The organism is Micromonospora marincola, assembly GCF_056150385.1.
The window spans coordinates 472,770-495,841 of record NZ_JAXCFT010000003.1; the positions used below are offsets into that span (position 1 = coordinate 472,770).

Below are 23,072 nucleotides of genomic sequence, written 5' to 3' on the forward strand. Positions count from 1 at the left end.
TCCCTACCGGCCCACGTGCTCGGCCACGAACGCGGCCAGCTCACCCGGCGTCATCGCGCCGACCGCCGCGCCGACGTCGGCGAGCCGCTGCCCGGTCGCCCGGTCGTACGCCGGGTCGGCCTCCTCGTCCAGCGCGGCGAGGGCCAGCACCTGCGTGCCCTGCTCGACGAGCTGCCGCACCGACCGCACCAGCCGCCCGGCGTCCCCGCCCTCGTAGAAGTCGGACACCAGCGCGACGATGGCGCGGCGCGGGTTCTCCACAAGCTGAGCGCCGTACGCCACCGCGCGGGCGATGTCGGTGCCGCCGCCGAGCTGCACCTTCATCAGCAGCTCCACCGGGTCGTCCACGTCGGCGGTGAGGTCGACCACCTCGGTGTCGAAGGCGACCAGGTGCGTCCGCACGCCTGGCAGCCCCCACAGGCAGGCGGCGGTCACCGCGGCGTGGATCACCGAGCCGAGCATCGAGCCGGACTGGTCCACCAACAGGATCACCTGCCACCTGTCGAGGTGGCGGCGGGTGCGGGAGAAAAAGTGCGGCTGCCGTACGTGCAGTCGGCGCTCGCCCGGCTGCCAGTGCGCCAGGTTCGACCTGATGGTGCGCCGCACATCGAAGTTGCGTGCCTGCCGGAACCGGCTGGGCCGTCGCGCCCGGGGCCCGGAGAACGACTGCCGCACCTCCCCGGCCAGCCGCTCGACAAGTTGCCGAACCACCGCCTCGACAAGCTTCCGGGCCAGCCGCAGCACCTCCGGGTTCATCAGGTGCTTGGTGCGCAGCACCGCGCGCAGCAACGCCGGGTTCGGCTCGACCCGGGCCAGCACCGCCGGGTCGGTGACCACGTCGTGGATGCCGTACCGCTCGACCGCGTCCCGCTCCAGCCGCTCCACCGTCTCCTTCGGGAACAGCCGGCCGATCCCGTCCAGCCAGTCCACGGTGGTCAGCGCGGACGGGCCGGCGCCGCCGCGCCGCACGTCGCGGCGGCCGAGATCGGCGTCGCGGCCATAGAGCCAGTCCAGCGCCGCGTCCCGGCCGGCCGCCTCCGCCGACAGCCCACCCAGGCTGTCCTGCGCGGCGTCGCCGAGCACCAGCCGCCAGCGTTCCCGCATCGGATCCGTCACGTCAGGTCCCCCTCCCACAGCCCTTCCCGAGCCAGCACCGCGTCGACCCGCTCCTCCACCGCGCGGGCGGCGGCCACCAGCAGCGGATCGACGTCCAGGCGCAGCACGTCACCGGCCGCCGCGTCGCCGCCGTGCAACGCCAGGACGTGCCGGGCCACCGCAGCCCGCTCGCGTGGCGGGAACCAGCCGAACGCCTGCCGCAGCGCCGGCAGCGCCACCAGGAAGTCGTGCGCGCCCATCCCGGCCAGCAGCTCGTCGACGACCGGGAGCAGCGCGGCGTCGCCGGCCACCACCTCCTCCCGGGCCAGCGCGAACAGCCCGGACAGCCAGTCACCGAGCGTGTCCGGCGCGGCCACCGCCCGGACCGCGCGGGCGGCGTCCGGCGCGGCCCCCAGCGACCAGGCCAGGCCGAGGGCCGCGCCGCGCAGGTCCGGCGGGGCCGCCGCGTCGGCCGCGACCCGCCCGGCCACCGCCAGCACGGCGGCCGGATCGAGGCCCAGCGCCGGGCCGGCGTGGCGGACCGCGTCACGGACCGCGACCAGCGCGGCGAGCCGTCCCGGATCGGCCGGCACGGCCGTGGCGCGCACGCCCTCGACAAGCCAGAGCGCCCGGCGTACGGCGGCGGTGATGAGCGCGCCGAGCGGGGCCGTCCCGGCGCTGCCGAGCAGCCGGTCGTGCCGCCACAGGGCCAGCGCCACGGCCAACGCCCGGCCCAGGGCCCGCAGGTCGGTGACCGAGCCGGTGGCGCGGGCGATCGCGGTGAGCGTCCGGGTGGAGTGCTCGGGCAGCCCGGCCAGCGCGGTGTCGAACAGCGTGGTGGCGAGCGCGTCCACGTCGCCGCCGAGCAGCGTCACCCGCTCCTCGATCCGGGCGGTGACCGCGTCGAGGACGGTGGGGCCGTACCCACCGGCCTCGATCACCCGGGCGAGCCGGTCCGCCGACGGCGCGGGCGACCAGCGTTCGGTGAGCAGCGCGTCGGCGCCCACGCGCGGGCCGCGCTCGCGGGTGTGGCCGGGCACGTCGAGCAGCCGCAGCCGGTGCAGCAGGCGGCTGCGGGCCAGGTCGTCCGGGTCGGTCAGGTCCAGCTCGACCGCCTCGCGCGGGTCGATCAGATGCCGTTCCAGCTCGGCGTCGACGTCGTGCACGAGCGGCGGCAGCGGCGTGTCCGGGTGCAGCCGGCCCACCCGGTCGCCGCTGAGCGCGGCCACCATCTCCACCACCACCGGGTGGGCCCCGGGCGCCAGCCTGCCCCGCGACGCCCACGGCAGCGGCTGGTCGAGCGCGTCGGTGACGAGCGCGGACACCAGGGCGTCGAGCACGTCGACCCGGGCCGGGTGGGCGTGGCCGCGCAGCCGGGCCAGGCCCCCGGCCACGGTCCGGGCGGCGATCAGGTCGGCGGTCGAGACGGGCTGCCGCCGGGCGCGCAGCCGGGCCGTCACCGCCTCGGTGAGCGCCTCCGCGGCCCGGCGCGGGCCGTCTTCCCAGACCCGCTGGTAGAACGCCGGGGACGGCATGCCGGACTGGTAGCCGACGAACGCGTCGAGCCGCCGGAACGAGTACGGCACCAGGTAGCTGCCGGCCACCGCGTCCGGCGCCGGGGCAGGCACCTCCGGCCAGTCCTCGTCTGGTTCGTCCTCGCCCGGTTCGGCGGTCAGCCGGACCAGGGCGGGACGGTGGAACCCGCCGGTCACCACAAGCACCGGCCGGCCGGCGGCGCGGCGCCGGGCGGCGCGCACCCAGCGGGCCATGTACGCCTCCCGGGCGGTGTCCTCCGCCCCGGCCGCCGACTCGCCGCGCAGCACGTCGAAGTACGTGTCCAGCCGCTCGGCCAGCCCGTCGTCGCCGCCGATCTCGAACAGGTGGTCCCAGAGCGCGTCCACGTTGTCCACGGCGAGCGTGGCGCAGAGCCGGCGCACCGCCTCGGCGTACCGCTGGTCCGCGTCGGCGTACCGGTTGGCGCGACCGGACAGCGCGGGATGCCACGCGGGCAGGTCGATGAAGCGCAGGTGCGCGCCCATGTCCCGCCCGGCGGTGAGCGCCACCCACTCCGGGGAGTACGCGCAGAACGGGCTCCAGGAGGCGTGCCGCCGCGTGCCGTCCCGGTGGGCGGTGAACACGGCGATCGGCAGCTCGTGGTCGAGCAGCAGCTCGTCCATCCGCCCGTTCAGGTCCGCCGGCCCCTCGACAAGCACGTACGCCGGACGCAGCGCGGTCACGGTGGCGGCGACCAGCCGGGCGCAGGCCGGGCTGTGGTGCCGGACCCCGAGGATCGTGACGCCGTCCGGCGCCTCGGCGGCGCTCACCCGGGCAGCAGGTGCCGGGCGTCGTGCACCGCCCGCCACTGCGCGCCCGCACGGCGGGGCACCTGCTGTTCCAGGTAGCGCCGCAGCCGGGCCAGGTCCTCCGCGTCGTCCTTGGCGGCGGTGCCGGCCAGGCTGGCCACCAGGTCGGCGGCGTCGCCGGGCTCGCCGCGCAGGAACCAGCCGCGCAGCCCGACCGCGTGCGCCACCGAGACCGCCTCCGCGGTGCTCATCACCGCGGACAGCCGTTCCATCGCGTCGCCCCGCTCGGTGATCCCGGTCCGCAGTTCGCGGAACGTGGTGACGAGCACCTCCAGCAGGTCCCGCCGGGGCGGCGCGGTCACGCCGGAGCGGCGCAGCAGCTCGCCCGCCTCCGCCTCGACCAGCTCCAGTTCGGTGCCGAGGTCGGGGATGGGGAAGACGGTCTCGAAGTTGAACCGCCGCTTCAGCGCGGCGCTCATCTCGTTGACGCCCCGGTCCCGGGTGTTCGCGGTGGCGATCACGTTGAACCCCTCGCGCGCGAACACCATGGCGTCGGCGCCCGGCAGTTCCGGAATGGCGAGCACCCGGTCGGACAACGGGGAGAGCAGGCAGTCCTGCACCTCCAGGGGGCAGCGGGTGATCTCCTCGAAGCGGACCACCCGCCCCTCGGCCATGCCGCGCAGCAGTGGCGCCGGCACCAGCGCGCGCGGCGACGGGCCGTCCGCGACAAGCAGCGCGTAGTTCCACGAGTAGCGGATCTGGTCCTCGGTGGTGGCCGCGCCGCCCTGGATGGTGAGCGTCGAGTCACCGCTGACGGCGGCGGCCAGCAGCTCCGACAGCAGCGACTTCGCGGTGCCGGGCTCGCCCACGAGCATCAGTCCGCGGCTGGTCGCCAGCGCCACCAGGGCCCGGTCGATGAGCGACGGGTCGCCGACGAACTTGCGCCGGATGCCGGCCGCCGGGTCGCCGAGGATGAACCGGCGCGCGGCGCGCAGGCTCAACCGCCAGCCGGGCGGGCGGGGGTCGCGGTCGTCGGCGGCCAGCACCGCCAGCTCGTCGGCGTACCGCACCTCGGCCGGGGGCCGCTGGGCCCGCTCGACGGCCGGGGGCCGCTGGGCCTGCTCGGCGGCCGGGTCGACCGCGGTCACCTGGTCACCTCCGCCAGGTCGCGCAGCACCTCGGAGACGGTGACGTCGTCCAGCTCGCCGAGGCGGACCTTGCCGCCGCGCTGGAACCAGTCACCGCGCGGCACGTCGTTCACCCAGATCGCCTCGATCTTCTGGTCGGGGAACATGTCCACCACCCCGACCGCGATGCCCGGGTCGAGGTCGATCACCACGGCCCGGCCGCCGGGCGCCGTCCGCTCCAGCCAGGACTGCATACCGGCGTCCTGCGGCATGCCGCGCCGCCAGCCCCGCCGCTCCAGGCTGAGCAGCCGCCCGGCCGGGACGGTGACGCCCATGTGCCGGCGCAGCAGCGCCTCCTCGCGCTCGGCCGCGTCCAGCCGGTGCACCTCGCGGCCGAGCTGCGGGAAGGGCTGGAGGATCTCGTAGTCGGCAAAGACCTCCGCCCAGGCCGCGACGGCCGCGCCGAGCCGCAGCGGGTGCACGACGGTGACCGTGGCGTCGTCCGGCAGCGCGTACGTCTCGTCGTCGGCGTCGGCGAGCGTGCGGTCCTCGGCGACCCGGAACGCGGTGCGCACCTCGCCCGTGTCGTCCACGGTGGCCCAGACCAGCCGGCGCACGACGTGCCAGAGCAACGGGTGGGACAGGAAGTAGCGGCGGAAGTCGGCGGCCGGCCAGCGCCGCCCGGTCACCATGGCCGCCTCGAACCGGCGGATCTGGTCGGCGGCGAGCGTGCGCACGTCCTTCTTCAGCCCGGCGAAACGCTTGTGCGCGTCGGGCGCCAGCGTCGCGTCGTCCCGGGCGCCGGGCTTGGGTAGGTCCTTGCGACGGGTGCCGGCGGCGTCCATCACGTACGGCTTGAGCTGCTCGTCGAAGCCGACGGTGAACCGGCGCGGCCCGTAGTCGAGGACCAGGCTGCCGTCGGCGTCCAGCCCGAGGTCGGGCACCAGCCGGTCGCCGAGCTGCTCGGGCGTCAGGCCCAGCCCGTCGGCGACCTCGGTGACCTTGCGTGCCGCCTGCTCCCGCAGGCCCCGGAACTTCACCTTCTGCGAGATGCCGTAGAGGTGCATCAGCGCCACGTCGCTGCCGATCTGCGCCAGCACCTCCAGGCCGGTGACCGCCCGCGTGTGCCCGCCCTCGCCCGGCCAGGCCCGGATCAGCGGCGCGAGCCGCCGCGCGGTCGAGTCGTCGCCGAGCAGCCCGAGCCCGGTGAACGCCCAGCCGTCCTTCGACGGCGCGCCGGCGCCCTGCCAACACTCGAACAGCGCCCAGGAGAACTCCGCCAGGGAGTCCCCGTCGCACGCCGCGCGGACGATCTCCAGGCCCGGGTACGGCTCGCCCGGGGCGGAGACGGCGAGCATGGTGCAGAGGTGGCGGACCGCCTCGGCCGGCAGCGCCGCCGACCGGTCCCGCAGCAGCACCGGCGGCAGCACCACCGGGTCCAGCCACGCCGGCGTCGCCGGCATCCGGGCCGGGAGCTGGGCGAGCGGGTCGGCGTCGAGCATCGCCGTGGCGGCGGCGAGCGCCTGTTCGCCGTGCTCCCGGGCCGCGCCCAGGACCGCGTCCCGGTGCTCCGCGGCGACCAGGCGCAGGGCCCGCTCGGCGGCGCGGCGGCTCGGCCCGGTCTCGCCGAGGGCGGCGGGCAGCAGCGCCCGCGCGGCGTACCCGGGGTGCCGGCGCAGCCAGGCCCGGGCGAGCGGGCGGACCGACTTGAGCCGGTCCAGCCAGTCGGCCATCAGGGCGGCGACCTCGCCGTCGGTGTACGGCAGCAGGACCTCGCCGACGCTCTTCGGCGCGGTGCGGGCCAGGTGCAGCGCGGCGGGCAGCGCGTCCAGCTCGTACCGGCCGGCGAGGCGGAGCATCCACCGGTCGGCGCCCCAGGACTCGTCGGGCCGCCAGCCGGGCAGCAGCGACCTGGCCAGTTTCTCGCCGGCCCGGACGAAGAAGTAGATCGCGGCGTAGGACCCGGCCCGGCCGGCGGCGACCTCGGCGGCGAGCACCGTCAGGTCGTCGCCCCGCCAGTAGCCGGACCAGGCGGGCACGATCGCGGCCCACCGCTCCCGCTCCCCCGGCAGCCAGGCCGTCGCGGACCCGGTGGGCCGGTCCAGCCCGTTCAGCACCGGCGGGGCGGATCGTGCCCGGCGGACCGACCAGGGCGGCGTCGTCAGGAGCTCCGGCAGGCGGTCCGGACCGGCGACCGGCAGCGCCGAGGCGCTGTCGCGGACCCGCTCGACCCGCTCCCGCTGCGTCGGGGTGAGCGCCGGCAGCGCCGCCTCCACGGCTTCCGGATTGGCCAGTACGTGCGCGCGCAACAGTGTCGCGGCGTCCCGCGCGGCAGCGGCCCGCCCGTCGGCGGCAGCGGACAGCAGGCGCACCCCGCGCACCGGGAAGCGGCGCAGCATCTCCGTCACCGCGGGCGACACGTACTTGCGGTCCAGCCGGTCGAGCAGCGCCGCCATCGGCTCGTCGCCGGGCAGGGCCGACATGAGCGACACCAGCCGCTGCTGCCCCTCCGCGCCGGTGTGCTCGTGGTCGAACCAGCCGGCCAGCACCGGCGCGATCGGCGACCCGACGGCCGCGGTGGCGGTGACCACCGGCATCTGGTCGTACATCAGCAGGTAGACCGGCAGGTGCCCGGCGAGGGCGTGGATCGCGTCGACGTCGTCGACCGCGCCGAGCAGCAACTCGGCGAGCGACTGACCCCCGTCGCGCGCCACGTCGGCGACGTCCTGGGCCACCCACTCCCGTTCGGTGGCCAGCAGGAACGAGGTGACCGCCCGCACCGCAAGCGGCCCGGAACGGTACGGAGCCAACGCCGCGCGGGCCGCGGCGTAGTCGTCGTCGCCGGCCGCCGCGAGGTGCGCCCGGACCCGGCGCAGCACCGACTGGCTCAGGCGCCACTGGCCGTGACCGTTCGCCCCGCCGCGGCGCAGCGCGGAACCCGACCCGGTGGCCGCCACGGTGGCCCGCTCGGTCACGGCGACCGCCGCGCCGGCCGGGCCGAGATCAGCGACCAGCAGGTCGGCGAGCGCCTGCCCCTGCTGGCCGCGCGCGCGATAGCCGAGCGCCGCGGATACGCCCACCACAAGCGCGGCCCCGCCCAGCGGGCTGGACTCGCCGTCGAGGTAGCCGCGCAGCGCGGGGCCCAGCTCCGGGTCCTCGGTGGCCGTCGCGGTCGCGGCGAGCGCCACGGCCACCGAGTCCAGCACCTTCCGGCCGGCGGCGCGCCCCTTCGCGGCGGTGGGGAGCGCCGGTCCGGGCGTGCCGCCGGGGCGCGGGATCAGCATCCGCCGCCAGGCGGCCGGAACCTCGAACACGTCCTCGTCCGGCAGTTCGGCTCTGGCGGGCGGCGCGAGCGCGGTGGCCGACGGCACTCCGGCCCGGTCGGCGCCGGGCGATCCGGGGTGCCCGGCGGAGGGCGCGGCGGTCGTCTCGGCGTACCCCTTGCGCAGTTTCTCCGCGACCAGCCGGTCGGCGTGCGCGGCGGCCTCGGCCTGCGAGCCCAGCTCCTTGACCTGGGTGCGGCCCGGCGCGCCGATGGACCCATAGCGGACCGTGACTGTCGCGTCGCGCTGCCCGACCTCCCAGAACTTGGCCGAGCTGCCGCCCACGAACTCGAATCTGCGCACACCGTCTCCTTGATCGCCCGCAGTGTGCGGGGACCATAACCGGCCCCACCGACAGCGCGGAGATCAGGAGACCAGCAGGATCCCCACCACGATCAACGGAATCGGGACGAACAGGAAGATGCCGACGCCGGTGAGCACCCGGCCACCGCCGCCGTCCTCCCGCTCCGGCGCCAGGCCGAACGTGGACCGGGCCGGCAGCATGCCGATCCGGCTCAACGTCAGGTCGCCGGTCATCCCGATCAGGCCACCGACAAGCATGAACGCCACACCCAACCGGTGCACGAAGCCGCCCCCGCTGATCATGACCCAGATGCCGACCGCCACGGCGATCACCGTCACCGCGATCACGAAGAGCACAAGCGCCTCGCGCAGCCCCCGCACCACCGTCGACATGCCCACCTCCCCCCGGCGGACCGGATCCGCCCGGCGGACATTGCGCCGTGTCGATGCTGGCCGGCGCAGCCCCGAACCAGGGAACCCGGCGACGAGGGGGCCGCGCACACCCACCGGGCCGGCGCGGTTACCGGGCGCGGACCCCGGGTACCGGGAGCCGCATGGCGGAGTTGGCAGCGCTCTGGATCGTCCGGCACGGCGAGAGCACCGCGAACGTCGCGGCCACCGCGGCCGAGACGTCCGGTGCCGAGCTGATCGACCTCACCCACCAGGACGCGGACGTGCCGCTGTCGCCCACCGGCGAGGAGCAGGCCCGGGCCACCGGGCGGTGGCTCGCCGGCCTGCCCGAGGAACCGGCGACGACCTGGACGCCGAGGCGGTGGAGCTGGCCGGCCGGTACGAGGCGGTGGTCTCGCTGTACGGCCACATCGCCACCCCGGACGGCCGGGCGTGGCGGGAGGAGAGCGGCGACGCCGGGCTGGGCACGTCCGGCAGCGGCGACGTGCGGGCCGGGCTGCTCGCCGGACTGCTCTCCCGTGGCGCCGACCCGGCGCAGGCGGCCTGCTGGGCGGCGTTCGCGCACGCGGTGAGCGGGCAGCGGCTGGTGCCCCGGTACGGCCGGATCGGCTTCCTCGCCCGGGAGCTGCTGGACGAGATCCCGTACACGCTGGCTACCGTCTGATCCGCGCGGTTTGTGGCGATCGGGGCGGGGGTACAGGGGGCGTTATCAGCCGACATGGGAGGTAACAGGTGTCCACCGACGCGATCGTCCTGCTCAAGGAGGACCACAAAGAGATCCGCCGACTGTTCAAGGCCTTCCAGGACGCCGAGGACGGGCCGGCGAGCCGGCGCGGGAAGATCGTCGGGCAGATCCTCGAGGCGCTGACGGTGCACACCTACCTGGAGAACGAGGTGATGTACCCGGAGGTCCGCAAGCTGGTGCCCGACGTCGAGGACGACATCCTCGAGTCGTACGAGGAGCACCACGTCGCGGACGTGCTCTGCCTCGAACTGCACGCGATGGACCCCGACGACGAGCGGTACGTCGCCAAGACGACGGTGCTGATCGAGAACGTGCTGCACCACGTCGAGGAGGAGGAGCAGGAGTGGTTCCCGAAGGTGCGCGACGCGCTCGGCCGTAACCAGCTCCAGGAGATCGGCCAGCGCATGCTCGACCTGCGCCCGAAGGCGCCGAAGACGCCGACCGCCCCGAAGGCGCTGAAGAAGGCGCGCGACGCCGTGACCGCCTGAACCCGGAGGTAAGGCGGGGGCCCCGCTTAACACGTGGATGTTAAGCGGGGCCCCCGCCTATGCAGAATGCGTTAATAGGGGCCCCCGCCTTGCACCTCCCCGCGGGCCCGGACCGGGGTGGACCGCTAGGATCTCCACAGGCCGTGACTGGCGCGTGGAGATGGAGCACCATCGGGGAGCGGCCTCGTCACGAGGACGCATGCCGAGCGCCTGGGCCTTCCGCACGTCACCAGGAGGTCGCATGTCGCACAACGCCGAATCCACCGCCTTCCGCAGCGCGCTCGAGGTGATCCGCGCCGTGGAGCCGCGGGTGGCGGACGCCATCGGGGCGGAGCTGGCCGACCAGCGCGAGTCGCTGAAGTTCATCGCCAGCGAGAACTACGCCTCCCCCGCGACGCTGCTGGCCATGGGGAACTGGTTCAGCGACAAGTACGCCGAGGGCACGGTCGGGCGCCGCTTCTACGCCGGCTGCCAGAACGTGGACACCGTCGAGGCGCTCGCCGCCGAGCACGCCAAGGAGCTGTTCGGGGCCGCCCACGCGTACGCGCAGCCGCACTCCGGCATCGACGCCAACCTGGTCGCGTTCTGGGCGATCCTCGCCGACCGGGTCGAGTCCCCCGCGCTGCGGAAGGCGCAGGTGCGCCACGTGAACGACCTCACCGAGGCGGACTGGTTCGCGCTGCGCCGGGAGCTGGGCAACCAGCGGATGCTCGGCATGTCGCTCGATGCCGGCGGCCACCTCACCCACGGCTTCCGGCCGAACATCTCCGGCAAGATGTTCGACCAGCGCAGCTACGGCACCGACCCGACCACCGGCCTGATCGACTACGACCGGGTGGCCGAGGCGGCCCGGGAGTTCAAGCCGCTGATCCTGGTCGCCGGCTACTCGGCGTACCCGCGGAAGGTCAACTTCCGGATCATGCGGGAGATCGCCGACTCGGTCGGCGCCACCTTCATGGTCGACATGGCGCACTTCGCCGGACTGGTCGCCGGCAAGGTCTTCACCGGCGACTTCGACCCGGTGCCGCACGCGCACATCGTCACCACCACCACCCACAAGTCGCTGCGCGGCCCGCGCGGCGGCATGGTGCTCTGCGGCCCGGAGCTGGCCGACCAGGTCGACCGGGGCTGCCCGATGGTGCTCGGTGGCCCGCTGCCGCACGTGATGGCCGCGAAGGCGGTGGCGCTTGCCGAGGCCCGCCGCCCCGACTTCGCCGACTACGCCCAGCGGATCGTCGACAACGCGCAGGCGCTCGCCGACGGGCTGCTGCGCCGCGGCGCGACGCTCGTCACCGGCGGCACCGACAACCACCTGGTGCTCATCGACGTCTCCGGGTACGGCCTGACCGGCCGCCAGGCCGAGCAGGCGCTGCTCGACTCCGGCATCGTGACCAACCGCAACGCGGTGCCGCAGGACCCGAACGGCGCGTGGTACACCTCAGGCATCCGGATCGGCACGCCCGCGCTTACCACCCGTGGCCTCGGCGCCGCCGAGATGGACGCCACCGCCGAGCTGATCCACACCGTGCTCACCCAGACCACCGCCGGCACCGGCCCGGACGGCGCCCCGTCGAAGGCGAAGTACGTCCTGGACCCGGCGACCGCCGAGCAGGTCGGCAAGCAGGCCGCCGACCTGCTCACCCCGTTCCCGCTCTATCCCGAGGTGGACCTGGGCTGAGGACGGTCCGCGCCCCTGCCCCGCGAGCGGCAGGGGCGCGGACCCTCAGCGCAGCGGACGCTTGAGGTGGTAGCGGTGCACCTCGGTGCTGCCCTGCACGTTGTTCACGTCCTCGGCTGCGGTGACCAGTTCCCACCCCTCCCGGCCGACGCGGTTGAGATGCGCGACCGCGGTGTCGCCGTACGCGGTGACGTCGGTGCGGGACCCGTCCGGGCCGTACCAGACGAACGAGACATGGAAATTCCGGCCCTGCCCCTGATAGCGGCGGACCAGCAGCGCGTACTCCCAGGCAACCATCCGTCCATTATCAACGGATACCCGGGCGCGCGGGAACACGTGTGGTGCCGGCACGACAACGGTGCGGCGTCAGGCCGGCGCGCCCACCGCGGCCGTGGTGTCGGCGACAAGCGCGGCCAGCCGGTCCAGGCCCAGGTCGATCTGCGCCGGGGTGACCGCGCTCACCGACAGCCGCAGCGCGCGCACCGGCGTGCCGGCGTCGTAGAAGTGCGCCATCGGGGTCCAGAGCACGCCGTACTCCCGGGCCGAACGGTGCAGCAGCGCGTCGTCGACCGCGAACGGCACGGTGACCACCACGAAGAAGCCGCCGGCCGGCACCGTCCATCGCACCTGGCCGCCGGCCGGGAAACGCCGGGCCAGGCCGTCGACCAGATGACCCAGGTTGCGGGCGTACGCGGCCCGCTCCCGGACGTTCGCGGCCACGAGCGAGCAGTCGTGCGCCAGCAGCGCACCGCCGATCACCGCCTGGCTGATCGGGGAGGTGTTCACCGTGACCATGCTCTTGATCTTCGCGAGCTGGTCGGCCAGCGGGCCGACCGTGCCGTCCGCGCCACCCACCCGCTGGTCGGCCACGACATAGCCGACCCGGGCGCCGGGCAGCACCGTCTTGGCGAACGAACCGAGATAGACCACCCGCCGGGCCGTGTCCAGCGCCTTGAGCGTGCGGCGGCGGTCCGTGCCGGTGGCCGGGAAGAGTCCGTACGGGTTGTCCTCGATCAGCAGCAGTTCCTCCTCGGCGGCCAGGTCGAGCAGCCGACGCCGGTGGGCGGTGTCCATGCTGACCCCGGCCGGGTTGGCGAAGTCCGGCATCACGTAGCAGGCCCGCGGTCGCAGCCCCTCGGCGCGGGCCCGCCGCACCCCGGCGCGCAGGTCGGCCAGGTCGACGCCGTCCGGACCGCCGGCCACCGGCCGCACCGGCAGGTCGACCAGGCGGGCCGCGCCGGTTAGCCCCACGTACGTGGGCGCCACCGCGAACAGCACGTCGGCCGGGCCGGCCCGCAACGCGCGCAGCACCAGGAACATGGCCTCCTGGCAGCCGACGGTCACCACGATCGACTCCGGGTCGACGGTGAGCCCCTCGTCGACGGCGAGGTTGCGGGCGATCAGGTGGTGCACGATCCCCTTGGTCCGGCCGTACTGCAACAGCGTCCGGTCGACCTGCGCCGGCCCGAGCCCGAGGTCGTCGGCGAGGTGTCGGCGGAAGCGGTCCAGGTGGGCGTGCAGCAGCGTCGAGTCGAAGAACTCCTCGTACGGCCGGCCGGCGGCAAGCGACACCGCCTCCGGGTAGTGCTGCGCCACCTCGTTGAGGAAGTTCATCGAGTTCAACGCCGGGTCGCCGACGCTGCCGTGCAGCGCCTCGACGGCCAGGTCCACCGGTTCCACGTCAGCCTCCGATCCGGGTGCGCAGCCGCCGGGCCGACTCCGGGTCGGGGCAGCCGCTGAGGATGAGAGCGTCGCGCAACTCGGCCGCGAGCAACGCCAGGGCGGCCTCGGCGCCGGCCCGGCCGCCGGCCGCGAGGGCCCAGAGCAGCGGCCGGCCGACGAGCACTCCTGACGCGCCCAGGGCCAGCGCGCGCAGCACGTCGACGCCCCCGCGCACGCCGCTGTCCAGCAGCACCGCACACCGCTCCCCCACCGCCTCGACCACCTCCGGCAGCACGCTCGCGCTGGCCGGGGCAGCGTCGAGCTGCCGGCCGCCGTGGTTGGAGACCACCACCGCGTCCACGCCGGCGTCCGCCGCCCGGACCGCGTCGCGCGCGTCCAGGATGCCCTTGACCAGCAGCGGCACCGGGGTACGCGCCCGCAGCCAGGCCAGGTCAGCCCAGCTCAGCGCCGGGGCGAAGACCGCGCCGGTGTGCGCCGCCACGGCCGAGACGCCTGGTGTGCCCTGGTGGGCCAGGTCGTCCCGGCCGCCGGGCAGGTTCGCGGCGGTGACGTGCGGCGGCAACACGAACCCGTTGCGCGCGTCGCGCAGGCGCCGGCCGAGCACCGGCACGTCCACGGTGACGATCACCGCGGCGCAGCCGGCGGCCAGCGCCCGGTCGAGCAGGTCGGCCACGAGCGCCCGGTCGCGCAACCAGTAGAGCTGGAACCACACCGTCGCGCCGGCCGTGGCGATCTCCTCGATCGGCGTGCTGGACAGCGTGCTTGCCGCGTAGGGCACGCCCGCCGCGCCGGCCGCCGCGGCGAGCGCCGGCTCACCGTCGGGGTGCAGCAACCGCTGGTACGCCATCGGCGCGACCGCCACCGGCAGCGCGTACCGCCCGCCGGGAAGCGGCGCGGAGGTGGACGGCTCGTCGACGCCGGCGAGCATCCGGGGCAGCACCGCCACCCGGTCCAGCGCGGCCCGGTTGGCGGCAAGCGCGGTCTCGGCGCCGCTGCCGCCGTCGACGTAGTCCCACACGTCGGCCGGGAGCACCGCCCGGGCCAGCGCGGCGAAGTCGTCCAGGCAGGCCGGCGGCGCGAAGCCCGTCCCAGGTTCAGCCATGTTCGGTCCCGACTGTCGCCCGCGGTGTCGCCGGGTCGAGGCCGAGGTGTCGGCGCAGGAACGCGGCGGCCCGCCGCTGGGCCTCGCGGCCGTCGTCGAACACGCCGGGCATGGCGAAGAAGCCGTGCACCATGCCCGGGTAGTGGGCCGTCTCGGTGGGCACGCCGGCCTCGCGCAGCCGGGCCGCGTACCGCTCGCCCTCGGCGTGCAGCGGGTCGTGCCCGGCGGTGACGACGAGCGCCGACGGCAGGCCGGACAGGTCCTCGGCGACCAGCGGCGAGGCGAGCGGGTGAGCGGCGTCGCCCGGGTCGGCGAGGTAGTGGCCGCGGTACCACGCCACCGAGTGCCGGTTGAACAGCAGCGGGTCCTCGTCGTCGGCCGGCCGCTGCCCGGCACGCTGGTCGGTGTTCGGATAGACAAGCACCTGGGCGGCGAGCCGGGGGCCACCGTCGGCGCGGGCCAGCAGCGTCACCGCGGCGGCCAGGTTGCCGCCGGCGCTGTCCCCGCCCACCGCCAGCCGCCCCGGGTCGACCCGGAACTCGGCGGCCCGGGCGGCCACGTGGCGCAGCGCGGCGTGGCAGTCCTCCACCGCCGCCGGGAACCGGTGCTCCGGGGCGAGCCGGTAGCCGACCGTCACGGTCTGACAGCCGGCCAGGTTGACCAGCCGGCGACAGATCCCGTCGGCGGTGTCCACGCTGCCGAGCGTCCACCCACCGCCGAAGAACCAGACGAGCGTGGGCAGCGGACCGTCGCCGGCCGGCCGGTGGATCCGCACCGGCAGCGGCCCGGCCGGGCCGGGCACCTCGGTGTCGCGTACCTCCTCGACCGGCTCGACCGCGCCGGCGCCGGCGCGGATCGCGGCGAGGTCGGCGGCGCGGGCCTCGGCCAGGGTCTGGGCGTAGAGCGGCGTGACGCCGGCTGCCGCGCGCGCGGCCCGCCACGCGACCACCTGCGGATCGAGCGTCATCCGGCCTCCCCGGTGGTGACGAAGAGCTTGTCGATGCCGCGCAGGAAGAGGCTACCGCTGTAGGTGTACGGCTGGGTGACGGCCAACCGGGGGAAACGGGCGAACAGCCGGGGCAGCGCGAGCCGCCCCTCCAACTTCGACACCGCCGAGCCGAGGCAGAAGTGCAGCCCGACGCCGAAGGCGAGCGACGGCGGCCCGTCGCGACGCGGGTCGAACCGGTCCGGGTCGGGGAAGCGGGCCGGGTCCCGGTTGGCGGCGGCGATCAGCAGCAGCACGTTCTCGTCCCGGCCCACCGGGACGCCGTCCAGCTCGGTGTCGGCCGGCGCGGAGCGGGCCAGGAAGTGCACCGGACTCTCCATCCGCAGCACCTCGTCCACGCAGCCCCGGGCCAGCGCGTCGTCGCCTGGCAGCGCGGCGGTCACCTCCGGGTGGTCGAGCAGCAGCGGCAGGCCGTTGCTGAACATGTAGACGGTGGTGACGAAGCTGGCGTTGAACAGCACGATCAGGTTGCTGACCAGCTCGTCCTCGGTGAGGTCGACGTCACCGGCGTCGAGCACCTCGACCAGGCCACTGATCAGGTCGGCACCGGGCGAGCGGCGCCGGTGGGCGATCAGGTCGTGGTAGTAGGCCCGCAGCTCCTCGGCGGCCTGGTTGGCCCGGGCCAGCCGCTCCGGCGTCTTGCCGGAGACGTCCATGTACTCGTCGATCCAGTCGACCCGCTGCCGGTACCAGGCCAGGTCCGCCGCGGGCAGGCCGATGAACTCGGCCATCACCAGCGCCGGGACCGGGTACGCGAAGTCGGCCACGAAGTCCACCTCGGCGCCGCCCGCGCCGGCCTCGGCCATCGCGTCGAGCCGTTCGGCGACGATCCGCACCACCACCGGCTCCAGCGCGCCGAGCCGGCGTGGGGTGAACGTCTTCGCGAACACCGCGCGCATCCGGGTGTGGTCCGGCGGGTTGACGAACATCATCGAGGTGAGGAACGTCCGCAGGATCTCCTGCTCCTGCCAGCCCGGCGGGAAGCCCTTGTACCACCCGGGATCACGCAGGATCCGGTCCACCACGTCGTATCCGCCGGCGACGGCGGTTACGGTGCTGTGCTCGGCGCGGGTGGGAACGGCACTTATCGGCCCGTGCTCGTGCAGGGCCGCGTAGAAGGGATAGGGGTTCTGCCGGCCCTGCTCGCTGTACAGGCCGGTCAGGATCTCGCTGACGTCCACGGCGTTCTTCCTCCCCAGGAAAAGGCGGCGGGGGCGGCCGCCGTGCCGACGCCGCCCCCGCCCGGTGTCACAGCCCGAGCAGCCGCAGCGGGACGGCGTTCGCCATCGCCTGCGCGCCCGCGTCGTTCGGGTGGATGTGGTCCCCGGCGTCGTACGCCGGCAGCAGCCGGCTCGGCCGCGCCGGGTCGCGCAGCACGGCGTCGAAGTCGAGCACGCCGTCGAACTCGACCCGCCCGGCGCCGCGCAGCCACGCGTTCACCGCGTTGCGGGTGGCGTCCTTCTCCTCGGTCCACACCCCCGGCCCGCCGTTGCCCTCGTACGGGGTGATCGTGCCGACCAGGCTGGTCAGCCCGCGCGCCTGCACCTGCCGGTTGAGCTGCCGCAGCGAGGCGATGATCGCCTCGCTGCTGTCGCCGTTCATCCAGATGTCGTTGATGCCCAGGTGGGTCACGACGGTCCGGACGCCGGTCTGCGGGAACACATCCTCGTTGAGCCGGGCCAGCGCGTTCGGGCCCAACTCGTAGTAGCCGGGGAAGCCACCCGCACCGGGCTCGGTGCCCTCGTGGTTGAGCCGGTTGCCGGCCAGGCTGAGGTTGAGCACACCCGGCGTGCGGACCTCCGGGCGGGCGTCGACGAGCCGCTTGGCGAGCAGGTCCGGCCACCGCCGGTCGGTGTTGACAGTGCTGCCGTTGCCGTCGCCGATGGAGTCGCCGAGCACCACCACCGCGCCCGGCGCGGCCTTGCGCTCCACGTCGATGCCGGAGAGGAACATCCAGCAGCAGTCGGGCCTGGTGGTGAAGCCGGCGCCGCCGGCCGCGGTGGTCAGGTCGGTCGCCCCGATGAAGTTCGTGACCCGGGACTGGCCGTGGAACGTGACCGGGCCGGTGAGCACCGGGAAGTACAGGGTGACCACCAGGTCCTCCTGCTCGCCCACCGGATAGGACAGCGGGTCGCTGAGCAGCTCGGCGCCCTTGTTGATGGTGGCCGAGGCGCCACCGGAGAACTTCAGCTCCCGGACGCTCGCCGGGTCGACGTCGGAGCGGTCGTCGGCGGTGGCGGTGTTCGGCCGGGCGATGGTGGCGTGACCCACCTTGACGGCCTGCTCGCCGTACAGGTTGGTGAGCCGGACCCGCAGGCGCGGCCCGCCCACCGTGGTCTGCACCGTCATCCGGATGCTCTGGTCGTTGAGGCCGGTGTTGGTCAGACCCACGGTGTTCCCACGGGTCACCGCCGCGGCCCAGCTCCCCGCCCACTCGGCGCGCCCGTGCCCGGCGCGATCGGTGTCGGTGGGGCCGGCGCTCGCGGTGACCGCCGGGGTGCCGGCGAGCAGCAGCGTGGCGGCGGAAGCTATGACGTGCCATCTCTTCGGGGTCGGCATCGATCCTCCATGTTCGGCAGCCCCGGGCGTGACGCGGTCGGCGCCACCGGCCCGGGCGATGGACCGGAAACTAGCCGCCGCCGGTGACGAGCGTCAATCAACCTCATCGACATGATCAAATGCCCACGGGATGCCCGGCACCGACGTTCGGCTCTGTCCCCGGTGGACCACCGCTGCCTAGGCTCGGAACCGGCGGCGGTGCGGTCGCCGACTCCGGCACCCGCCGTCCCTTCCCGGCCCTGACCTGGCCGGACGCCGCTCGCGGACCACGATGGGGGCTGCCCGATGACCGATCGGCCGAACTACGTGCACGAGGCGCTGGAGCTGTTCGCCGGATTCGGCGACCGGGAGGCGCTTGTCGGCGACGGTCGCCGGCTCACCTACCGACAGGTCGCCGCCGAGGTGCGCGGCCTGGCCGCGGCGCTGCGCAGGCAGGGCGTACGCCCCGGCGCGGCGGTGCTGGTGATGCTCGGCAACACGGTCGAGGGGCCGCTGCTGCACCTGGCGCTGCACCTGCTCGGCTGCCGGAGCATGTGGGTCGCCCCGGTCACCTCCCGGCGGGAGATCGACGAGTTCGTCGCGCTCGCCGCGCCGGAGGTGTTCGTCCACGACCCGCGCGACCCGACGGGCGGGCAGCTCGCGGCCGGGCTGCCCGGCGTACCGGTGCTCTGCCTCGGCCCCGGCGGCGCCGGACCGGACCTCACCGCGCCCGGCGACGCCGACGCGGACCTGCCGGCCTCCGGGCCCGCACCGGAGTCGTTCCTGCAGACCAGCGGCACCACCGGCACACCCAAGCTGGTGCACCACCGGGAGAGCTTCTACCGCCAGGTGCTCGCGCTCGCGGCCGACTTCCGGGCCGCCGGGTTCCCGCCGCTGCGGCACCTGTCGCACTCGCCGATGTGGCTCGCAAGCGGCCAGATCACCACGCTCGTCAACCTGTTCAGCGGCGGGGTGCTGTTCCTGCGCGAGCGGTGGGACCCGGCGGCGTTCGTCGCCACCGTGGACGCCGAGCGGATCACCTCCACGTTCGTCACCCCGCCGATGCTCTACGAGGTGCTCGACCACCCCGACCTGCCGGGCGCCGACTTCTCCGCGATGTTCATGTTCAACGTCGGCGCCGGCCCCGCCGCGCCGGCCCGGCTGCGCCAGGCGATCCACCGGTTCGGCCCCTGCCTGCGCATCGTCTACGGGCTCAGCGAGGCCGTGGTCATCTGCGCGCAACCGGGCCTCACCGAGGACCCGGAGCACCCGGAGCGGCTGCGCTCCTGCGGCCGGCCGTACGGGGACGTGACGGTCGAGATCCGCGACGCCGACGGCCGGGTGCTGCCGGCCGGCGTCGACGGCGAGGTGTGGGCCCGCACCAGGTTGAGCTTCGCCGGCTACCACGGCCAGCCGGAGCTGACCGCCGAGACACTCGTCGACGGCTGGGTCCGCACCCGCGACATCGGCCACCTCGACGACGACGGCTACCTCTACCTGGTCGACCGGTTACAGGACCGCATCCTCACCCGGCAGCGGAGCTGGCCGATCTACTCCCGGCCGATCGAGGACGTGCTCGCCGGCCACCCGGAGGTTCGTGCCGCCGCGGTGATCGGGGTGCCGGACCCGGTGGCCGGGGAACTCCCGTACGCGTACGTGGTGCCGGCGCCGGGCTCGCCGGTCACCGCCGACGACCTGATCGCGCTCGTGACCCGGGAGCTGAGCGAGACCTGGGCGCCCGGCGCGGTGGAGTTCGTCGACGCGCTGCCGCTGAACCGCTCCGCCAAGGTCGACAAGCTGGCGCTGCGGGACCGCTACGCCGCCACGCACCCGATCGGCAGCCCGACATGAACCCGCGCCGGGAGTTGTACACCCTGGTCGGCGCCGACCTGCTGTCCAACCTCGGTACCCGGATCTCGGTGGTCGCCATTCCCTGGCTGGTGCTGGAGACCACCGGCAGCCCGACCCGGATGGGCCTGGTCGCCGCCGCGGAGACGCTGCCGTACATGCTCTCCAGCGCGCTTGCCACGCCGTGGGCGGACCGGTTCGGGGTACGCCGCACCTCGGTCTTCGTGGACGCGGCGAGCGCCGCCGCGATGGCGGTGGTGGCGCTCGCGCCGTGGCTCGGGTTCGGCACGCTGCTGGTGCTGGTGGCGGTCGCCGGTGGGCTGCGTGGCATCGGCGACCGGGTCAAGCACGTACTGTTCAAACCGGCCGCCGAGCGGGCCGGCGTGCCGTTGATCCGGCTCACCTCGGCCTACGACGGGCTGGCCCGGGGCATGACGTTGTTCGGGGCGGTGCTGGGCGGGCTGCTGATCGACTGGGTGGGGCTGACCCGGGCGATCTGGATCGACGCCGCCACGTTCGCGGTCTGCGCGCTGCTGATCGGGGTGCTGGTCCGGCCGCCCGCGCTCGCGCAGCCGGCCCCCCGGGAACGCTACCTGCGGGCGCTGCGCGGCGGTTTCGCCTACCTGCGCACCGATCGGACGCTGCTGACCATGCTGATCGTGGTGTCCGCGTCAAACATGTTCGCCAACGCAAGCGTCGCGGTCTGGATCCCGCTCTGGGTGAACCAGGTGCTCGGCGACCCGGCCGGATTCGGCCTGCTGCTCGGCGTGTTCTCGGCCGGCGCGCTGCTGGGAAACCTGCTGTTCACGCTGTTCGGGACACGGTTGCCGAGCCGGGCCACGTTCGCCGTCGGGCTGGCGCTCAGCGGCGCGCCGCGGCTGCTCGCGCTGGCGCTCAGCGACGATCTGGTGGTGGTGCTGGTGGTGACGTTCCTGTCCGGCATCGGCATCGCGGCGGTGAACCCGCTGCTCGGTGCCGCGCTCTACCAGCGGGTGCCGGAGGCGTTGCAGACGCGGGTGCTTGGCATCTCCGGCTCGGTGGCCTTCCTCGGCCTGCCGGTGGGCGCGTTGCTCGGCGGCTGGTCGGTGGCGCTGCTCGACCTGACCCCGGCGCTGCTGGTGATGTCGGTGGCCTGCCTGGTGCTCACCGTGGCGCCGCTGCTGCTCTTCCGGTCGCCGACCGACCGTCCGGCCGTGCGGCAGGTCACCCCGACCCCGGCCTGACCTGCCCGGTCGGACCCGGCGTCACGCCGACACGGCGGGGCAGCACGACGCATGCCGTTTCGCTACTCTCTGGGTCCGCGGGCCATGCCCGCGACAGCTACACGGGGGAAGTCGACAGCACCGGCACCGAACGCGCCTCGGCGCGTTCGGCGTCGCACCCTGTCGCAAACAGGCGGCGGTTGCCGTCCACTGATCGACCTCTCTCTCGGTTCGCCGGGGTTTCCGGCGGCGTTGCCTGCTCGAACGACCGGAAAGAGGAACATGAGACTCATCCGAAATCACCGCACCCGCAGAATGGCGGCGTTACTCGCCGTCGTCGTGGCGGCAAGCACGATAAGCGGCGGTTCCGCGCTGGCGGTCAGCGGCGTCAGCCCGGTGCCGTCCGGCACCTACTCGTTCACCGCCAAGATCCAGAGTGACCTGCGGTCCTGCTCCGCGGTGCTCGTCGACCCGACCTGGGTGATGACCACCGCGAGCTGCCTGGCCGAACCCGGCCAGCAGCTCGTCGCCGGTCCGCCCACCCGGCGGACGACCGTCACGGTCGGCCGGACGGATCTGCGGACCACGACGGGGCACGTTCTCGCCGTCACCGCCGTGATTCCCCACCCGACCCGCAACGTCGCGCTCGCCCAACTCGAGAAACCGGCGGCCGGGGTGACGCCGGTGACCATCGGCGGCGCCGCCGCCCAGGGCGAAGCGCTGCTCGCCGCGGGCTTCGGCCGCACCGCCACCGAGTGGGTTCCGGACAACCTGCACGCCGGGACGTTCACGGTCACCGGCGTCACGGCCGACGCACTCACCGTCGACGGCAGCGCCTCCGCCGCCAGCCTGTGCCGGGGCGACGCCGGTGGGCCGCTGCTGCGGACCGGCTCCGGGGCGCCGCAGTTGGTCGCCCTGCACGACCGTTCCTGGCAGGGCGGTTGCCTCGCCGAGACCGACACCCGGCGCACCGCGACCGAGGTGCGGGTGGACGGCCTGGCGTCGTGGATCGCTGCGAGCACCCACACCAACTATGTGGCGCTCTCCCCCGGCGCGCTCCTGCTGGACACCCGCAACGGCACCGGCGCCACGGCCGGGCTGCGCGGCGCGGACAGCACCACCGACTTCCCGGCCATCGGCGTCGGCGGTGTTCCCTCGACTGGTGTGTCCGCGGTCCTGGTCGACGTGACCGCGGTCAGCCCGACCGCCAACACCTTCCTGACGGTGTTCCCCAAGGGCTCCACCCGACCGTCCTCGTCGTCCCTCAACGCGTCGACGGGTGAGGTCATCTCGACCACCCAGGTCGTCCGGCCGGGACCGGACGGCCGCGTCTCGGTCCACAACCGCGCCGGCAACGTCCACATCGTCGTCGAGGTGCACGGCTACTTCACCACCGGGGCAGGCGGCGGGCTGGTCGCCGTGCCGCACACCCGCGTCGTGGACACCCGCACCGGCACCGGCACCACCGTGGGCAAGATCCCGACCAACGGGTCCAGGACGTTCACGTTCACCGGTGGCCCCGTCCCGAGCGGCGCGACGAGCGTGTTCCTGGACGTCGCAGTGGTCGGCTCGACCGGCGCCAGCTACCTGCGCGCCTATCCGGAGGGCGGCGCCGACACCACGAGCGTGCTCGACTACGCCAGCGGAGTCACCTCGCAGGGCGTCACGGTCAAGCTCTCGTCCGCCGGTAAGGCCACGTTCGTCAACAAGGGACCGGCGATCGACCTGGTGATCTCCGTGCAGGGCTACGTGACCGCCGACCCGGCGGCCGGCGCGGACCTGCGGCCCGCCCCGGCGGTCCTCCTGGCCGACACCGCGGCCGACGGCGGCCAGCCGCTCGCGGCCCGGGGCGAGCTGTTCGTGAAGCTGGCCGACCCGCTCGGCGTCTCACCGGAGGCGATGGGCGGCGCGATCCTCTCCGTGACCGTCGCCGGGCCGACCACCTCGGGCTATCTCACCGTGGAGTCCGGCGTCGGCCCCTTCCCCCGTGACCAGAACGGGCCGATCGTCACGAGCCAGTCCGTGGCGAACTTCACCGCCGGCCAGGTCGCCCGGACCACGATGGTGATGGTCAAGGTGGACAAAACCGGCCAGAACCGCGTGACCGGGAGCCTTCGGATTATGAACGTCAGTGGCGGCACGGTCCGCGTCATCGTGACCCTGCACGGCTGGTTCAACCCGCCGCCCGGGTCGAGCAACTGAACCCACGGCACACCGGCC

The 23,072-nt window shown here is 74.5% G+C and carries 17 protein-coding genes, 1 pseudogene and 1 riboswitch; of the genes and pseudogenes, 7 read left to right on the plus strand and 11 right to left on the minus strand.

What is annotated here, in order from left to right; all coding sequences use genetic code 11:
* Nucleotides 1-3 precede the first annotated feature (3 nt).
* The 5 genes from SM450_RS10565 to SM450_RS10585 all read right to left on the minus strand — a co-directional run bounded on the left by SM450_RS10565 (nt 4) and on the right by SM450_RS10585 (nt 8,544).
* Nucleotides 4-1,116 (minus strand): VWA domain-containing protein, encoded by a 1,113-nt coding sequence (locus SM450_RS10565; RefSeq protein WP_474619519.1) that lies wholly within the window; start codon nt 1,114-1,116, stop codon nt 4-6.
* Nucleotides 1,113-3,419 carry a DUF5682 family protein gene (locus SM450_RS10570; RefSeq protein WP_474619520.1) on the minus strand — a complete coding sequence of 769 codons (2,307 nt, stop codon included), beginning with the start codon at nt 3,417-3,419 and terminating at the stop codon, nt 1,113-1,115. Before SM450_RS10570 ends, SM450_RS10565 begins: the two co-directional genes overlap by 4 nt.
* Nucleotides 3,416-4,546 carry an ATP-binding protein gene (locus SM450_RS10575; RefSeq protein ID WP_474619521.1) on the minus strand — a complete coding sequence of 377 codons (1,131 nt, stop codon included), beginning with the start codon at nt 4,544-4,546 and terminating at the stop codon, nt 3,416-3,418. Before SM450_RS10575 ends, SM450_RS10570 begins: the two co-directional genes overlap by 4 nt.
* The gene (locus SM450_RS10580) at nt 4,543-8,151 is read right to left on the minus strand and encodes a DUF4132 domain-containing protein (RefSeq protein ID WP_474619522.1); all 3,609 of its coding nucleotides are present in this window, start codon (nt 8,149-8,151) and stop codon (nt 4,543-4,545) included. The genes SM450_RS10575 and SM450_RS10580 overlap by 4 nt, the downstream gene beginning before the upstream one ends.
* A gap of 63 nt (nt 8,152-8,214) precedes the next feature.
* On the minus strand, nt 8,215-8,544 hold the full coding sequence (locus SM450_RS10585; protein ID WP_474619523.1) for a hypothetical protein: 330 nt from the start codon (nt 8,542-8,544) through the stop codon (nt 8,215-8,217).
* Nucleotides 8,545-8,705: 161 nt separating this feature from the next.
* Between SM450_RS10585 and SM450_RS10590 the strand changes: the two are divergent.
* The 4 genes and pseudogenes from SM450_RS10590 to SM450_RS10605 all read left to right on the plus strand — a co-directional run.
* Nucleotides 8,706-8,831, plus strand: a pseudogene (locus tag SM450_RS10590) (histidine phosphatase family protein); the annotation flags it as partial.
* A 41-nt stretch (nt 8,832-8,872) separates the two neighbouring features.
* Nucleotides 8,873-9,226: an NAD(P)H-hydrate dehydratase gene (locus tag SM450_RS10595; RefSeq protein WP_474619524.1), complete on the plus strand. Its 354-nt coding sequence runs from the start codon at nt 8,873-8,875 to the stop codon at nt 9,224-9,226.
* Between the two features lie 68 nt (nt 9,227-9,294).
* Nucleotides 9,295-9,795 (plus strand): hemerythrin domain-containing protein, encoded by a 501-nt coding sequence (locus SM450_RS10600; RefSeq protein ID WP_474619525.1) that lies wholly within the window; start codon nt 9,295-9,297, stop codon nt 9,793-9,795.
* A gap of 133 nt (nt 9,796-9,928) precedes the next feature.
* A riboswitch (ZMP/ZTP riboswitch) is annotated at nt 9,929-10,018 on the plus strand.
* An 18-nt stretch (nt 10,019-10,036) separates the two neighbouring features.
* Entirely contained in the window at nt 10,037-11,473 is a 1,437-nt protein-coding gene (locus tag SM450_RS10605; protein ID WP_474619526.1) for a glycine hydroxymethyltransferase, read from the plus strand.
* 45 nt (nt 11,474-11,518) lie between these two features.
* Here the strand turns inward: SM450_RS10605 and SM450_RS10610 are convergent, their stop codons facing one another.
* From SM450_RS10610 to SM450_RS10635, 6 genes are all read right to left on the minus strand, one after another.
* Nucleotides 11,519-11,770 carry a hypothetical protein gene (locus SM450_RS10610; RefSeq protein ID WP_107160278.1) on the minus strand — a complete coding sequence of 84 codons (252 nt, stop codon included), beginning with the start codon at nt 11,768-11,770 and terminating at the stop codon, nt 11,519-11,521.
* Between the two features lie 69 nt (nt 11,771-11,839).
* Nucleotides 11,840-13,153, minus strand: coding sequence for an aminotransferase-like domain-containing protein (locus SM450_RS10615; RefSeq protein WP_474619527.1), 1,314 nt, complete (start codon nt 13,151-13,153; stop codon nt 11,840-11,842).
* 1 nt (nt 13,154) lies between these two features.
* The gene (locus SM450_RS10620) at nt 13,155-14,258 is read right to left on the minus strand and encodes an alpha-hydroxy acid oxidase (protein ID WP_474619528.1); all 1,104 of its coding nucleotides are present in this window, start codon (nt 14,256-14,258) and stop codon (nt 13,155-13,157) included.
* The gene (locus SM450_RS10625; RefSeq protein ID WP_474619529.1) at nt 14,251-15,225 is read right to left on the minus strand and encodes an alpha/beta hydrolase; all 975 of its coding nucleotides are present in this window, start codon (nt 15,223-15,225) and stop codon (nt 14,251-14,253) included. The genes SM450_RS10620 and SM450_RS10625 overlap by 8 nt, the downstream gene beginning before the upstream one ends.
* Nucleotides 15,222-16,445 (minus strand): cytochrome P450, encoded by a 1,224-nt coding sequence (locus SM450_RS10630; RefSeq protein WP_474619530.1) that lies wholly within the window; start codon nt 16,443-16,445, stop codon nt 15,222-15,224. Before SM450_RS10630 ends, SM450_RS10625 begins: the two co-directional genes overlap by 4 nt.
* Nucleotides 16,446-16,512: 67 nt before the next feature.
* Nucleotides 16,513-17,796 carry an SGNH/GDSL hydrolase family protein gene (locus tag SM450_RS10635; RefSeq protein WP_474619651.1) on the minus strand — a complete coding sequence of 428 codons (1,284 nt, stop codon included), beginning with the start codon at nt 17,794-17,796 and terminating at the stop codon, nt 16,513-16,515.
* A 312-nt stretch (nt 17,797-18,108) separates the two neighbouring features.
* On the opposite strand from SM450_RS10635, the gene SM450_RS10640 reads away from it, so the two are divergent.
* The 3 genes from SM450_RS10640 to SM450_RS10650 all read left to right on the plus strand — a co-directional run bounded on the left by SM450_RS10640 (nt 18,109) and on the right by SM450_RS10650 (nt 23,054).
* Nucleotides 18,109-19,653 (plus strand): class I adenylate-forming enzyme family protein, encoded by a 1,545-nt coding sequence (locus SM450_RS10640; RefSeq protein ID WP_474619531.1) that lies wholly within the window; start codon nt 18,109-18,111, stop codon nt 19,651-19,653.
* A complete protein-coding gene (locus SM450_RS10645; protein ID WP_474619532.1) occupies nt 19,650-20,873 on the plus strand; it encodes an MFS transporter in 1,224 nt (407 codons plus the stop codon). The genes SM450_RS10640 and SM450_RS10645 overlap by 4 nt, the downstream gene beginning before the upstream one ends.
* Before the next feature lie 261 nt (nt 20,874-21,134).
* Nucleotides 21,135-23,054 (plus strand): trypsin-like serine protease, encoded by a 1,920-nt coding sequence (locus SM450_RS10650; RefSeq protein WP_474619533.1) that lies wholly within the window; start codon nt 21,135-21,137, stop codon nt 23,052-23,054.
* Nucleotides 23,055-23,072 lie beyond the last annotated feature (18 nt).